The organism is Tenacibaculum sp. XPcli2-G (genome assembly GCF_024124505.1).
Classification (GTDB): domain Bacteria; phylum Bacteroidota; class Bacteroidia; order Flavobacteriales; family Flavobacteriaceae; genus Polaribacter; species Polaribacter mesophilus.
The window spans coordinates 52,444-66,062 of record NZ_JAMXSH010000002.1 but is presented as its reverse complement, the minus strand read 5'-3'; the positions used below and the strand labels follow the sequence as shown (position 1 = coordinate 66,062).

Sequence of the window (13,619 nt, the reverse complement as noted above, 5' to 3'; positions counted from 1 at the left end):
TTAACACACAACTATGTCAACAATAACAAATTACGAAAAAGAAGTAGTAAATCAAGCACAAGTTCGAAGAGCTACGGTTGAGTTTATAAACATCGTTAACGATTTATGGTACGATAAATCTATCGAGTTAGTATTATTTAGAAATCCATTGGTAGATAAAAGAGCTAGTGAGGTTTTAAATTTAATCGATTATGCTAAAGAATTTGTAGCGAAGCCAATAACAATAGAAGATGCTTTAGAAATAGCTAAATCAATTCAATCAATTGATTTACCACCATCAAAATTAGATATTGGTAAATTAGCATACGAATATCATTTACAAGATGAAGCATCGGTAGATAAAATAGCTTTTGTAAAAGAGCAATTAAAAGATGCTACTGAAGCAGAAAATATTCAACCAAAAGACGTAGTATTATACGGTTTTGGACGTATTGGTCGTTTATTAGCTCGTGAGTTGAGCAGTAAAATGGGTAAAGGTTCTCAATTACGATTAAGAGCTGTAGTAACTCGTGGTAAAATAGATCAAACAGTATTAGAAAAAAGAGCTTCTTTGTTAAGTGTAGATTCTGTACATGGAGATTTCTTAGGAACAGTTCAGGTAGATGCTGATAACAATGCTTTAATCATTAACGGTACAACTGTTTACATGATTTCTGCTGCACAACCAGAAGATATTGATTATACGCAATATGGAATTAACGATGCGTTAATTATTGATAACACAGGAGCTTTTAGAGATGAAGAAGCATTAAGTCGTCACTTAAAAGCAAAAGGAGCAAGTAAAGTATTATTAACAGCTCCAGGTGCAGGTGTACCTAACATTGTTCACGGTGTAAACCATGAAGAAAATAACCCTGATAGTATCGATATTTTCTCAGCAGCTTCATGTACTACCAATGCTATTACACCAGTATTAAAAGTGTTAGAAGATAACTTCGGAATAAAAAAAGGACACTTAGAAACAATTCATGCATATACAAACGATCAAAACTTGGTTGATAACATGCATAAGAAATACCGTAGAGGTAGAGCTGCTGCGTTAAACATGGTAATTACAGAAACAGGAGCAGGAAAAGCAGTAGCAAAAGCATTACCAGCATTAGCAGGTAAGTTAACCTCAAGTGCTATTCGTGTACCAGTGCCTAACGGATCGTTAGCAATCTTAAACTTACAATTAAATACTCCAGCAACAGTAGAGTCAGTAAACGCTATCATGAAGCAGTATGCCTTAGAAGGAGATTTGGTAGAGCAAATTCAATACTCATTAAGTAATGAATTAGTGTCTTCTGATATTGTAGGAACAACAGCACCATCTATTTTCGACAGTAAAGCAACAATAGCTGACGGAGATACTATCGTAATTTATGTATGGTACGATAATGAATATGGTTATTCACATCAAGTAATGCGTTTAGCAAAGCATATAGCTAAAGTACGTCGTTATACCTATTATTAATATACTTTTAAAGTATATAGAAAGCTGAAGTATTGATTTACTTCAGCTTTTTTATTATATTTGAATAAACAATAACCCCTAAATATCCCCTTAATGAAAAAAGTAGTAATATTACTATTTCTAGTGCTTGGTGTTAGCTCACTAAGCTATTCACAAGAACTGAGAACATTAGTGTCTGGTAAGTGGTTCGTAGATTCAATGAAAATTGGAAATGAAAAATTCGAGTTTTTGAATGGTAGTAATTGGTTAGAATTAAACTCTGATGGAAGGTATCATGTAATGATGAGTAATAAAGAAGAGAATGGTACATGGAAATTGATAACCGATAAAAATGAGTTAGAGTTTGATGATAAAAGCTTTGATAAAAATTTAAAAATTGAAAAAATTAGTGAAACAATGCTATTAGTTTCAGCAAAAAATGAAGAAACCATCTATACTATGTGGTTAAAAAAATAAACTATACACGTAGTTTATTTTTTAACGACCGAGGTAAGGGATTACCTCGGTTTTTTGTTTTTTACTCGTATACTACTTTAGTGTATACCACTCGTATCTTTTTATTAAATTAGCATCAAAATAAAAAAAAATGAAAGTAGTACTTACACCAATGTTGTTATTATTTGCAGCAATAACAACCGCACAATCCAAATTACCATATTACGAAATTCCAAAAGAAGAAAAAGAGTTTACTGCGGGTTCTGTGATTAGTAGAATGATAGATGGATTAGGATTTCGTTATTATTGGGCGACAGAAGGTTTAACTGAGAAAGATTTAGAGTATAAACCAAGCACTGAAGCAAAAACGACAGGAGAAACAATAGATCATGTGTTAAGTTTATCGCAGGTAATTTTAAATGCTACTTTAAGTAAACCTAATGAAAAAAAACAGGTTAAAATGACCTTTGGTGAAAAAAGAAAAATAACCTTAGAAAACTTAAAACGAGCTAGTGATATTTTAAGAAGTAGTGATGATGTGTCACAATTCAAAATAATCTTTGGAGAAAAAGAATTTCCATTATGGAATGCAATTAATGGTCCAATAGCAGATGCTATTTGGCATGCAGGTCAGTTAGCTTCATTCAGAAGAGCATCAGGAAACCCAATCAATTCAAAAATAAATCATTTTACAGGTACCGTTAGAAAATAATTTAATGACAGTTCAGGAGAAGATACAAAAATTAAGAGAAGAGTTACACAAACATAATCATAGTTACTATGTGTTGGATGCACCAACCATATCAGATTATGAATTTGATATTAAGTTAAAAGAGCTTCAGCAGTTAGAAGACGAAAATCCAGAATATTTTGATTCAAATTCCCCAACGCAACGAGTAGGAGGAGAAGTAACTAAAAACTTTGAAACGGTTACTCACAAACATAGAATGTATTCGTTAGACAATTCGTATTCTAAAGAAGATTTGTTAGATTGGGAAAAACGTGTCCAGAAAATTTTAGGAACCGATGAAGTTGAATATACCTGTGAATTAAAATACGATGGAGCTTCAATAAATCTTACTTATGAGAATGGTGAGTTTGTACAAGCAGTTACTCGTGGAGACGGTTTTCAAGGAGATAATGTAACCACTAATATTCGTACCATAAAATCCATTCCATTATTACTAAATAACGACTTTGTTTCTGATTTTGAAATGCGAGGAGAAATCATTTTACCGTTAGATGGATTTAATAAAATGAATGAAGAACGTATTGCGAAAGATGAAGAACCATATCGAAACCCGCGTAATACCGCTAGTGGAAGCTTGAAGCTACAAGATAGTGCAGAAGTAGCAAAAAGACCGCTAGATTGTTTGTTGTATCAATTAGTGACAAGAGAACGTAAATATGCTTCGCATTTTGAAAGTTTAGAAGCCGCCAGAAAAGTTGGATTTAAAATTCCAGACACTATTGTTTTAGCTAAGTCGATTGAGGAGGTGTTAGATTTTGTAAACGAGTGGGATGTTAAACGTCACACGTTACCTTATGAAACGGATGGAGTAGTGATAAAAGTAAATTCGTTTCAGCAACAAGACGAACTAGGTTATACTTCAAAAGCACCTCGTTGGGCAATTGCTTATAAATTTAAAGCAGAGCAAGTTTCAACAGTATTAAATGAAATTACCTATCAAGTAGGTAGAACAGGAGCAATAACACCTGTAGCAAACTTAGAACCTGTACAATTAGCTGGAACGATTGTAAAAAGAGCTTCATTACATAACGCTGATCAAATAGCGAAGCTAGATGTACGAATAGGAGATACGGTTTTCGTAGAAAAAGGCGGAGAAATTATTCCGAAAATTATTGCTGTTGATTTAACAAAGCGACCAGAAGACTCTGTTACTACACAATATGCAACCCATTGCCCCGAATGTAATACTGAATTGATTAGAACTGAAGGAGATGCGAAGCATTATTGTCCGAACGAATTTGGGTGTGCACCGCAAATTACAGGTAGAATCAAGCATTTTATCAGTAGAAAAGCCATGGATATTGATGGCTTAGGAGGAGAAACGGTTGATTTATTACGCAAAGAAGGACTGATAAAGAACTACGCAGATTTATATGATTTAACGGTAGAACAAATTATTCCGTTAGAGCGAATGGCTGAAAAATCAGCACAAAATATGATTGAAGGAATTGAAAAATCAAAAGAAATTCCGTTTGAAAAAGTATTGTTTGCATTAGGAATCCGTTTTGTAGGTGAAACTGTGGCTAAAAAGCTAGTAAAACATTTTAAGTCAATCGATAATTTAATGAATGCCGATTTGGAAACCTTAATTTCTGTTGATGAAATTGGTGATAGAATAGCACAAAGTATTATTGATTTTTCGAACAATTTAGGGAACATAGACTTAATAAACCGATTAAAATCACACGGAGTTCAACTAGAAGTTTCAGCAGAAAGTTTAGAAGGACAAACAGATAAGTTAGCTGGGAAAGTATTTGTCGTTTCAGGAGTTTTTCATCAAATGAGTAGAACTGAACTTAAAAAAGCAATTGAAGACAACGGTGGTAAGGTGTCGAGTTCCATTTCTAAAAAAACTACATATATTGTAGCAGGTGATAATATGGGGCCGAGTAAGCTTACCAAAGCTGAAAGCCTGGGAATTCCCATTATTTCAGAACAAGATTTTATTGATACGATTGCTTAGTTTTTAGACAGTAGACGACAGTAGATAGTGAAAATTAAAAACTAATTTATCTAACACCTAACACTAAAAAATGACCAAACAAACTAAAATAACCCTAGCTTCCATCGTTTTTTTATTGGTTGCTATTACCGATGTGTATGCAGTAATTACACAAAATAAAACAATAGAAATGATTTTTAAACCGTTATTAATGACATCACTAGCGGTAGTGTATTTGGTATCGGTAAGTAAGCATCGTTTCTGGTTGTTATCGGCTTTGTTTTTTTCGTTTTGGGGTGATGTTTTCTTGCTTGATAAAACAAACTTTTTTGTATTTGGTTTAGCCTCGTTTTTAGTAGCACATGTTGTTTATATTAAAATAACGACAAGCTTTTTGTATAAGGATTCAGTAGTTAAAATACTAACATCAGCAGTTCCCTTTGTATTGTTATTTGTGGGACTCTTAGGTTTAATTTATAATAATTTAGGAGACATGTTGCTACCTGTATTGGTGTACGGAATAGCTATTTCAACTTTTGGAACAGCAGCATTACTAAATTATCGTCAGCAAAAAAACACAGCGAATTCATGGTTGTTGTTAGGAGCTGTTTTGTTTGTTGCTTCTGATAGCCTTATAGCATTGAATAACTTTTATACAACTAAAAGGTTGTTTGATATTGCTATAATTGTCCTGTATGTCGTTTCTCAATATTTAATTGTTAAAGCAATTATAGCTAAAGAAAATTAAAAACTACTGACATAGGGTTGACATAGCGGCACTTTATTTTTGTTGAAAATAAAAAACAAAAAATGAGTACAGGACAAAAAGAACCGTTTTACGTGATAGGAATTTCAGTAAGAACTACTAATGAGAATCAACAAGCAGCAAAAGATATACCTGCTTTATGGCAACGATTTATGTCGGAGAATATAGTTGAACAAATCCCAAATAAACTTTCAAATGAAGTATATGTTGTGTATACGGATTATGAATCAGATTATACTAAGCCATACACAACAATCATCGGTTGTAAGGTAAGTGAAATAGGTAATATCCCAGAAGGGTTTGTGTGTAAAAAAATAGCAGCACCAAACTATAAAACATATGCAGCAAAGGGAAGCTTAACAGAGAATATTGTCTATAACAAATGGTTAGAAATTTGGAATGAAGATATAAAAAGAGCTTATACTTCCGATTATGAGTTGTATGGAGCAAAAGTATCAGACCCAACAAATGCAGAAGTAGAAATATTTATAGGAGTAAATTAATCAAAAAGGGCAGTTTTAGAACTGCTCTTTTTAATTTAAATTAATGTTTATTTCTAACAAAAGGTATATTATTTCTATTAAAAATTAATAGAATAACTCCAGAGATAAAAGTTACGATAGCACTAATAAACAAAATGCCACCATCGCCATCGTGTTCAATACCTAAAATAGTTAAGTGGCTCATAATTGCTCCACCCATTAAACCAATAGTTAATAAGGCTCCTAACCAAGTTTTTTTAGGGATAAATAAAAGTACGGAAGCAATTAATTCAAAAACACCTGTACCTATTCGCATATAAGTCTCATTATCTCCAGCTATTTTAACAAACAAATCAATGCTTTCTTGAGCTCCAGTAAATTTAAAAAATAATGTTTGAAGCATTATAATAGCAGCTATCAGTTTTAAAATTAAAAGAATATATTTTTTCATACATAATAAAAATCTATTTACTTAGACGTTATAATTCTTAATGCTTACATAAACTAAAAACAATACTTTTGTAAGTATGAAAAAAATAGTATTAGTCCTATCCGTTTTTGGTTTACTTGCTTGTAAAAAGCAAAAAACAACACTTAAGTTTTTAGACGAGTATTTGATAAAAGATTCTTTAGTTATCAATAACACTGTTATCGGTGGAATTTCTGGAATTGATTATTACAATAACAACTACTATATGGTAGTGGATGATGCTACAAATCCAAGAATTTTAGTAGGAGATATTATTGTTAAAAATGATTCAATACAATCGGTAAATTTTGAAGATGTTATTATAGTTGATACTATAAGTAAGTTTACTAAAAATCATGTATTGGATTTAGAATCTGTATTCGTAGATAACGGAACCATAAATTTAGTAAGTGAAGGGTCTATTCAATATAAAAAAGACCCAAGTATATTTGAAATAGACACAAAAGGAAACTTTAAACAAGGGGTAGAAATACCTAATTATTTCAAAGCAACATCCAAAGCGAAACCAAAGCATAACGGTGTTTTTGAAAGTTCTTCAAAAAGTTTTGACGGAAAAGGTTTCTGGGTAGCAATGGAAGCTCCTTTAGAAGCAGATGGAGAAGAGCCTACATTTCACGAAACACAATCTCCTATCAGAATTACCTATTTTGATAACGAATCAAAAAAAGCGACCAAACAATTTGCATATCAATTAGAGAAAATTGATAAACCAGCTAAAGGGAAAATAAACTTAAACGGAACTACAGCTATTTTAGAATACCGAAAGAATCAGTTTTTTATAATTGAAAGAGCATATCAAAGTGGTTATGGTAGCCATGGAAATGTAGTTAGAATTTTTAAAGCAACTATAGATAAAACTTCAACAAATACATTAGAAAATCAATCTTTAAAAAACGAAAAATATATACCATTAAAAAAAGAGCTGTTATTTGATTTTAGTACTGTTAAAAATCAATTAACCGATGGGATAATAGATAATATTGAAGCGATTACTTTTGGTCCAATATTGCAAAACGGAAATAAATCGTTAATCTTGGCTGCTGATGATAATTTTCAGTTGTATGGAAGGCAATTAAATCAATTTTTATTATTAGAAATTGATGAGAAATAATATAAATTAGCTACTCGTAATTTTTACAGATGATAAGTACCCTAAAGAAGAAATCTATTCAGAAAGCATACGACAAACTAGTTGTAAAAAAAGAGAATATTCCTCATAAAGAAACCAAAGTTAAAAGTGTAGCAATATTGCTAGATAATGAAGCTTTAGTAAATGTAGTAATAGCCAACTTAACAAACATTTTTCCTTTTCAAAAAACAGACATAAGAGTACTAGTTTGTAAAGAGTACTCAAAAAAGGAGGAACCCTCTCCAGAGTTTTTTACCGAAAAAGATTTTGGTTTCAAAGCGAGTTTAAAATCCGACAATTTAAAAGATTTCGTTAAAAACAAATACGACCTACTTATAAACTATACAAAAACGTCAAACTTATTAACGAATATGGTAACTTTGTTGTCACAAGCAGATTTTAAAGCAGGTTTTGCAGAAATTGACGATAGATTGTACGATATAGTAGTATCTGATGCTAGTTTTAACGAAGCTGTTTTAAACCAAGAATTAAAAAAATACCTAACGATTTTAAATAAAATATAATGCAAAAGTTTGTAGGAACTGGAGTAGCTTTAGTAACTCCTTTCAATGAAGATTTAAGTGTAGACTTTGAAGCACTTAAAAAGTTAGTAAATTACAATATTGAAAACGGTACAAACTATTTAGTAATAAATGGAACTACTGGAGAAAGTGCAACAATTACTAAAGAAGAAAAATTAGAAATAATAAAAGTAATTGCTGAAGAAAATAAAGGGCGTTTACCTTTAGTTTTAGGAGTTGGAGGAAACAACACACAAACTGTTGTTGAAGAACTACAATCTTTAGACTTATCGGAAATAGACGGAATTTTATCAGTAGCCCCGTATTATAGCAAACCAACTCAAGAAGGGTTCTATCAACATTACAAAGCAATTTCTTTAGCGAGCCCTAAGCCAATTATTATGTATAATGTTCCTGGTAGAACAGCAAAAAATATGGAGCCAGCAACAACTTTACGATTAGCAAGAGATTTTGAAAACATTGTTGCAGTTAAAGAAGCAGGAAACAATCAACAACAATACTATGAGTTGTTAAAAGATAAGCCTGAAGACTTTTTAGTAATTTCAGGTGATGATGATTTGGCTGTTGGAGTAACTTTAGCAGGTGGAGCAGGAGTTATTTCTGTAATAGGACAAGCATTACCAAAAGAGTTTTCAAAAATGATTCAATTAGGATTAGAAGGAAAAGCAAAAGAGGCTTACGATATACACTACAAACTAATGGATATAGTAAATCTAATTTTTGAAGAAAATAATCCTGCGGGAATTAAAGCGGTATTACAAAAGTTAGGAATATGTTTAGATGAAGTACGTTTACCATTAGTAACAGCTTCAGAAGAACTACAAACAAAAATATCAGACTTTATAGATAATCTATAAAAGGAGCATATAGAAAAAGGAGTTAAAAAGACCATAGTTTATTATAAACTATGGTCTTTTTTTAGTTAGAATATTATTCCCATTGTTTTGAAAAACTATAAATTATTAACTTAATAAGTTTTTATTAATTAAAAGCCCCTAAAAAGGGGCGCTTGAAAGTGTAAAATATAGAATAGGATTAGTTTTGACCTTCTTCACAAACTACTTCCATGACCCAGCCATTTCTGTAAACTAATCTCTCATAACAACATACAGGTTGGTCACAGGCTTTTTTTGGATAATCTAAACCACCATACACGGCTTTTTGCTCATTACTGTTTAAAATTTTTCCTAAACTTTTTAAATTTTTCATATTAAAGTTTTTATAATTAGATTTGCCTTGGTCATTTTAAGGCACCCAAAGTTTATGCCTATAATTTTCAAAACTCATTCATCATGTTCATCATGAAATAAATTTTGCTAGACTATTCTTTTATTAAAATTTGTTTTTAGAAAATAATTTTTGATTATTTTTTTTCATTAATGCAATTTTACTCTAGTAAATGTATGGAAACAAAATAAAAGTTTTTTACTTTTAATAAAATTTTAACGTTTGTTTAAAGGCTTATAATGGATTAAAGTACTTTTATTTTTAGGTCAATGATAAAAAATATAATTACAGACATATTTTTAATAAACAGCATACTTTTATAACCGTAAGGTAAGGTATTTACTTTTCACTTAAGTCTTTTTTTAGCATCTTTGTATAAAGAGTAATTTTTAAAGTAGAAAATATGTTATCAAAAGTAATAGAACAAGCATTAAATGATCAAATAAGAGTAGAAGCAGAGTCTTCTCAAATATATTTAGCTATGGCATGTTGGGCAGAAGTTCAAGGTTTTGAAGGGGTGTCACAATTTATGTACGCACATTCAGATGAAGAGCGTATGCACATGTTAAAGTTAGTAAAATTCGTAAACGAACGAGGTGGACATGCTCATATTTCTGATTTAAAAGAACCACCAGCAAAATTTGGGTCTTTTAAAGATATGTTTCAAACATTGTTTGATCATGAGGTAATGGTGTCTAAATCGATAAATGATTTAGTACATATCACATTACAAGAAAAAGACTATGCAACACATAACTTTTTACAGTGGTATGTATCTGAGCAAATTGAGGAAGAAGCATTGGCACGTAACATTTTAGATAAAATTAATTTAATTGGAGACGATAAAGGAGGATTGTATTTATTTGATAATGATGTAAAGCAAATAGTAGCTCAATCTGTATCAGGAGCACAGGAATAAGATTAACAAACATTTAGGAGTTCTTTGGAAAAATTATAACAGATTTTGTAGTTTCTTGTAAATCTCATTTATGAGATAAAAAATCGTTTTAATAATCCATAATTAATCACTAATTTTGCCAGATGCAAAAAATGAAAAATCTAGCGTATATTGCTGTAATGCTTTTAGTACTTTCTTCATGTGGAGAGTATCAAAAAGTATTGAATAAAGGAACTGTAGAAGAACAATACAAAATGGCTGTAAAAATGTACGAAGCTCAAAAGTACAGTAAAGCTTTACGTTTGTTTGAAAAAATAACACCTTCATACAGAGGTAAACCTCAAATGGAGCGTATTCAATTTATGGTTTCTCAATCTAACTTTAATGAGAAAAATTACGGGTTGGCAGGATATTACTTTAATAGATTTACTGGAAATTACCCAAAAAGTTCAAAAAGAGAAGAAGCCGCTTTTTTATCAGCTTTAAGTTATTACAAAGCAGCTCCTAGCTTTAGTTTAGACCCAACAGATACAAATAAAGCTTTAGAGGCCTTTCAAAAGTTTATAGATAATTATCCAGATTCAGATAAATTAGAAGAGGCTAACAAGTATCATGCTGAATTGAGAGCAAAACTAGAAAAGAAATCTTTTGAGATAGCAAAAACATATTATAGAACTGCTGAATATGACTCTAGAAATTACAAAGCGGCAATTGTAGCTTTTGATAATTTATTAGAAGATTATTTAGGAACTAAGTATAAAGAAGAAGCTTTATATTATCGTTTAAAAGCAGCACATGATTTTGCAATCAAAAGTACGCAACGTAGAAAAGCAGAAAGAATTAAAGAAGCAGTTAAAGCGTACGATAAGTTAAAAAGAAATTTTCCTGAATCAAAATTCATGGAAGAATCAAACGAAATGTTAGCAACATTAAACAAAGAACAAGAACAATTAGCTAAAAGTTAAAAAATGGATTATAAAGAAACGAAAGCGCCGTTAAGTACCGTAACTTATAATAAAGAAGCTATCGAGGCTCCAACACATAATATTTATGAAGCTATTTCTATTATAGCAAAGAGAGCTACACAAATTAATTCTGATTTAAAGAAGGAATTAGTTGACAAGTTAGATGAGTTTGCTACCTATAACGATAGTTTAGAAGAAGTTTTTGAAAATAAAGAACAAATCGAAGTTTCTAAATTCTATGAGCGTTTACCTAAGCCACATGCTATTGCAGTAGAAGAGTGGTTAAATGAGAAGGTATACTATAGAACTCCAGAGACAAAATAATATGTCTGTACTAAGCGGTAAAAAAGTTTTACTTGGTGTTACCGCCGGTATAGCGGCATATAAAACAGCGAGTTTAGTTCGCTTGTTTATAAAATCAGGCGCAGAAGTCAAAGTAATTATGACTCCTGCGTCTAAAGATTTTATAACACCTCTTACACTTTCCACCTTATCAAAAAATCCAGTTCATTCTACCTTTTATGATAAAGAAGATGAAAATGAATTGTGGAATAATCATGTAGATTTAGGTTTGTGGGCAGATTTAATGTTAATAGCCCCAGCTACAGCAAATACCTTATCTAAAATGACAAATGGTACTTGCGATAATTTATTATTGGCAACCTATTTATCAGCAAAATGTCCAGTGTATTTTGCTCCTGCGATGGATTTAGATATGTACCAACATCCATCAACAAAAACTAGTTTAGAAAGTTTACAAAGTTTTGGAAATATATTAATTCCTGCTACTTCGGGTGAATTAGCAAGCGGATTGGTTGGAGAAGGTCGTATGGCTGAACCAGAAGACATTGTTGACTTTATAGAGAAAGATATTGTATCTAAACTACCGCTTCGAGGGAAAAAAATGCTAATTACTGCAGGTCCAACCTATGAAGCAATAGATCCTGTTCGTTTTATTGGAAATCATTCTTCAGGTAAAATGGGGTTTGAAATTGCAAAAACAGCGGCTAATTTAGGAGCTGAGGTGTTTTTAGTAGCAGGTCCTTCTCATCAACAAGTACATCATTCTTTTATTCATAGAATAGATGTGAAATCAGCTCAAGATATGTATGAAACATGTCATAAGTACTTTGCTGAGGTTGATATAGCTGTGTTATCGGCAGCAGTTTCAGACTATCGACCAAAAAATGTAGCTACTCAAAAAATAAAAAAGAAAGAAGCAGCGTTAAGTATTGAGTTAGAACCAACTAAAGATATCTTAAAATCTCTAGGAGAAATTAAGAAAAAACAGTTGTTAGTTGGTTTTGCATTAGAAACGAACGATGAGGTACAAAACGCAAAAAGTAAGCTTACACGCAAAAATTTAGATTTTATTGTATTAAATTCGTTACGTGATAAAGGTGCTGGTTTTGCAACCGACACCAATAAAATTACAATTATTGATGCTGATTTTAATGAAAAATCATTTGATTTAAAATCAAAAAAAGCAGTGTCAAAAGATATCGTTAACGAAATAATACAAAAATTAAATGCGTAAGTTTTTCTTTATAGTTTTTCTTTTTTCAGTTGCTTTTTCTTCTTATTCACAAGAGTTGAATGCTACTGTAATTATCAATTCAGATAAAGTACAAAGTAGTAACAAGCAAGTTTATCAAACGTTACAAAAAGCATTAACAGAGTTTATTAATGATAAACAATGGACAAATAAAAATTTTAAGCAACAAGAACGAATCAACTGCGCATTCAATATTATCATAAACGAGCAAAACGGGAGTAATTTTTCAGGAAGTTTACAAGTGCAGTCAACACGACCTGTATATAACTCAACCTACGCTACACCTGTTTTAAATATTAATGATACAAACTTTAACTTTCGTTATAATGAGTTCGATCCGTTAATTTACAATCCAACTATTTACGAATCTAATTTAATCTCTACAATTGCTTTTTATGTGTATACAATATTAGGAGTTGATACAGATACCTTTGCTTTGAAGGGAGGAGAGACTTATTTAAAACAAGCGGAAAACATTATGTTGCTGGCGCAATCTAATGGAGAGTCTGGTTGGCAAAATCAAGTAGGAAAACAAAATCGTTTTGCTTTAATAGATAATTTATTGTCTTCTAAATTTAGTGCCTTACGAAGTATCTACTACAATTATCACCGTAACGGTTTCGATAATTTTGCTGATAATAAAAATTCAGCTAAAGAAGCAATTGAAAAAAGTGTTTTAGATTTAGACAAACTACACAATATTACTATTGGTAATTATATGATTCGCGTTTTCTTAGATGCTAAAGGAGATGAAATAGTAAATGTTTTTTCTGATGGTAGTGCATCGAGAAATCAATCACAAATGATAACAGTTTTAAATAAGATTGCACCTACTTATAAAGATAAGTGGAAGAAATTACAGTAGTATTAGACTTGTTATAGGCTTAAATGTAACGTTTATAAGCTGTTGAAAAATCAATAGACTTCCTTTGTTTTAGTTTGACTTAATTCATTCAAAATTCTTACTTTTATTTTTTACAA

Annotated in this window: 16 protein-coding genes; 14 read left to right on the top strand and 2 right to left on the bottom strand. The window is 31.1% G+C overall.

The features are described 5' to 3' along the window. Positions 1–13: 13 nt before the first annotated feature. The 6 genes from NH341_RS04945 to NH341_RS04920 all read left to right on the top strand — a co-directional run bounded on the left by NH341_RS04945 (position 14) and on the right by NH341_RS04920 (position 5,853). Positions 14–1,456, top strand: coding sequence for a glyceraldehyde-3-phosphate dehydrogenase (locus NH341_RS04945; protein ID WP_047789189.1), 1,443 nt, complete (start codon positions 14–16; stop codon positions 1,454–1,456). A gap of 93 nt (positions 1,457–1,549) precedes the next feature. Next, positions 1,550–1,912, top strand: a complete 363-nt coding sequence (locus NH341_RS04940; protein WP_073181148.1) for a hypothetical protein — start codon at positions 1,550–1,552, stop codon at positions 1,910–1,912. Positions 1,913–2,042: 130 nt separating this feature from the next. Continuing rightward, the gene (locus tag NH341_RS04935) at positions 2,043–2,603 is read left to right on the top strand and encodes a hypothetical protein (protein WP_253055853.1); all 561 of its coding nucleotides are present in this window, start codon (positions 2,043–2,045) and stop codon (positions 2,601–2,603) included. A 4-nt stretch (positions 2,604–2,607) separates the two neighbouring features. After that, the gene (ligA, locus tag NH341_RS04930) at positions 2,608–4,605 is read left to right on the top strand and encodes an NAD-dependent DNA ligase LigA (RefSeq protein WP_253055851.1); all 1,998 of its coding nucleotides are present in this window, start codon (positions 2,608–2,610) and stop codon (positions 4,603–4,605) included. A gap of 70 nt (positions 4,606–4,675) precedes the next feature. Beyond that, positions 4,676–5,332, top strand: coding sequence for a lysoplasmalogenase (locus NH341_RS04925; RefSeq protein ID WP_073181144.1), 657 nt, complete (start codon positions 4,676–4,678; stop codon positions 5,330–5,332). A gap of 62 nt (positions 5,333–5,394) precedes the next feature. Beyond that, positions 5,395–5,853, top strand: a complete 459-nt coding sequence (locus NH341_RS04920) for a GyrI-like domain-containing protein (RefSeq protein ID WP_253055849.1) — start codon at positions 5,395–5,397, stop codon at positions 5,851–5,853. Between the two features lie 40 nt (positions 5,854–5,893). On the opposite strand, the gene NH341_RS04915 is transcribed toward NH341_RS04920, so the two are convergent. Beyond that, positions 5,894–6,283, bottom strand: a complete 390-nt coding sequence (locus NH341_RS04915) for a DoxX family membrane protein (protein WP_047789184.1) — start codon at positions 6,281–6,283, stop codon at positions 5,894–5,896. A gap of 76 nt (positions 6,284–6,359) precedes the next feature. Between NH341_RS04915 and NH341_RS04910 the strand changes: the two genes are divergently transcribed. From NH341_RS04910 to dapA, 3 genes are read left to right on the top strand one after another with little or no spacing between them, the layout of a single operon-like run. Then, complete coding sequence (locus NH341_RS04910; RefSeq protein WP_253055847.1) at positions 6,360–7,433, top strand: esterase-like activity of phytase family protein; 1,074 nt, start codon at positions 6,360–6,362, stop codon at positions 7,431–7,433. Between the two features lie 29 nt (positions 7,434–7,462). Beyond that, positions 7,463–7,975 carry a hypothetical protein gene (locus NH341_RS04905; protein WP_047789183.1) on the top strand — a complete coding sequence of 171 codons (513 nt, stop codon included), beginning with the start codon at positions 7,463–7,465 and terminating at the stop codon, positions 7,973–7,975. Beyond that, positions 7,975–8,850, top strand: a complete 876-nt coding sequence (gene dapA, locus NH341_RS04900) for a 4-hydroxy-tetrahydrodipicolinate synthase (RefSeq protein ID WP_159492349.1) — start codon at positions 7,975–7,977, stop codon at positions 8,848–8,850. The genes NH341_RS04905 and dapA overlap by 1 nt, the downstream gene beginning before the upstream one ends. 178 nt (positions 8,851–9,028) lie before the next feature. Here dapA and NH341_RS04895 read toward each other — a convergent pair whose 3' ends face one another. Further along, complete coding sequence (locus NH341_RS04895) at positions 9,029–9,202, bottom strand: hypothetical protein (RefSeq protein WP_253055842.1); 174 nt, start codon at positions 9,200–9,202, stop codon at positions 9,029–9,031. 421 nt (positions 9,203–9,623) lie between these two features. On the opposite strand from NH341_RS04895, the gene NH341_RS04890 reads away from it, so the two are divergent. The 5 genes from NH341_RS04890 (at position 9,624) to NH341_RS04870 (ending at position 13,503) form a co-directional block, all read left to right on the top strand. After that, a complete protein-coding gene (locus NH341_RS04890) occupies positions 9,624–10,139 on the top strand; it encodes a ferritin (protein WP_253055841.1) in 516 nt (171 codons plus the stop codon). A 131-nt stretch (positions 10,140–10,270) separates the two neighbouring features. Next, positions 10,271–11,083 carry an outer membrane protein assembly factor BamD gene (locus NH341_RS04885; RefSeq protein ID WP_239178867.1) on the top strand — a complete coding sequence of 271 codons (813 nt, stop codon included), beginning with the start codon at positions 10,271–10,273 and terminating at the stop codon, positions 11,081–11,083. A 3-nt stretch (positions 11,084–11,086) separates the two neighbouring features. Then, on the top strand, positions 11,087–11,407 hold the full coding sequence (locus tag NH341_RS04880) for a DNA-directed RNA polymerase subunit omega (RefSeq protein WP_047789179.1): 321 nt from the start codon (positions 11,087–11,089) through the stop codon (positions 11,405–11,407). A gap of 1 nt (position 11,408) precedes the next feature. After that, a complete protein-coding gene (gene coaBC / locus NH341_RS04875) occupies positions 11,409–12,620 on the top strand; it encodes a bifunctional phosphopantothenoylcysteine decarboxylase/phosphopantothenate--cysteine ligase CoaBC (RefSeq protein WP_253055840.1) in 1,212 nt (403 codons plus the stop codon). Beyond that, positions 12,613–13,503, top strand: a complete 891-nt coding sequence (locus NH341_RS04870) for a DUF4835 family protein (RefSeq protein ID WP_173360845.1) — start codon at positions 12,613–12,615, stop codon at positions 13,501–13,503. Before coaBC ends, NH341_RS04870 begins: the two co-directional genes overlap by 8 nt. The last annotated feature ends 116 nt before the right edge of the window (positions 13,504–13,619 follow it).

Coding starts and splice junctions, on each gene's coding strand:
- NH341_RS04945 (WP_047789189.1), top strand. CDS start 14: ATGTCAACAATAACAAATTACGAAAAAGAAGTAGTAAATCAAGCACAA.
- NH341_RS04940 (WP_073181148.1), top strand. CDS start 1,550: ATGAAAAAAGTAGTAATATTACTATTTCTAGTGCTTGGTGTTAGCTCA.
- NH341_RS04935 (WP_253055853.1), top strand. CDS start 2,043: ATGAAAGTAGTACTTACACCAATGTTGTTATTATTTGCAGCAATAACA.
- ligA (WP_253055851.1), top strand. CDS start 2,608: ATGACAGTTCAGGAGAAGATACAAAAATTAAGAGAAGAGTTACACAAA.
- NH341_RS04925 (WP_073181144.1), top strand. CDS start 4,676: ATGACCAAACAAACTAAAATAACCCTAGCTTCCATCGTTTTTTTATTG.
- NH341_RS04920 (WP_253055849.1), top strand. CDS start 5,395: ATGAGTACAGGACAAAAAGAACCGTTTTACGTGATAGGAATTTCAGTA.
- NH341_RS04915 (WP_047789184.1), bottom strand. CDS start 6,283: ATGAAAAAATATATTCTTTTAATTTTAAAACTGATAGCTGCTATTATA.
- NH341_RS04910 (WP_253055847.1), top strand. CDS start 6,360: ATGAAAAAAATAGTATTAGTCCTATCCGTTTTTGGTTTACTTGCTTGT.
- NH341_RS04905 (WP_047789183.1), top strand. CDS start 7,463: ATGATAAGTACCCTAAAGAAGAAATCTATTCAGAAAGCATACGACAAA.
- dapA (WP_159492349.1), top strand. CDS start 7,975: ATGCAAAAGTTTGTAGGAACTGGAGTAGCTTTAGTAACTCCTTTCAAT.
- NH341_RS04895 (WP_253055842.1), bottom strand. CDS start 9,202: ATGAAAAATTTAAAAAGTTTAGGAAAAATTTTAAACAGTAATGAGCAA.
- NH341_RS04890 (WP_253055841.1), top strand. CDS start 9,624: ATGTTATCAAAAGTAATAGAACAAGCATTAAATGATCAAATAAGAGTA.
- NH341_RS04885 (WP_239178867.1), top strand. CDS start 10,271: ATGAAAAATCTAGCGTATATTGCTGTAATGCTTTTAGTACTTTCTTCA.
- NH341_RS04880 (WP_047789179.1), top strand. CDS start 11,087: ATGGATTATAAAGAAACGAAAGCGCCGTTAAGTACCGTAACTTATAAT.
- coaBC (WP_253055840.1), top strand. CDS start 11,409: ATGTCTGTACTAAGCGGTAAAAAAGTTTTACTTGGTGTTACCGCCGGT.
- NH341_RS04870 (WP_173360845.1), top strand. CDS start 12,613: ATGCGTAAGTTTTTCTTTATAGTTTTTCTTTTTTCAGTTGCTTTTTCT.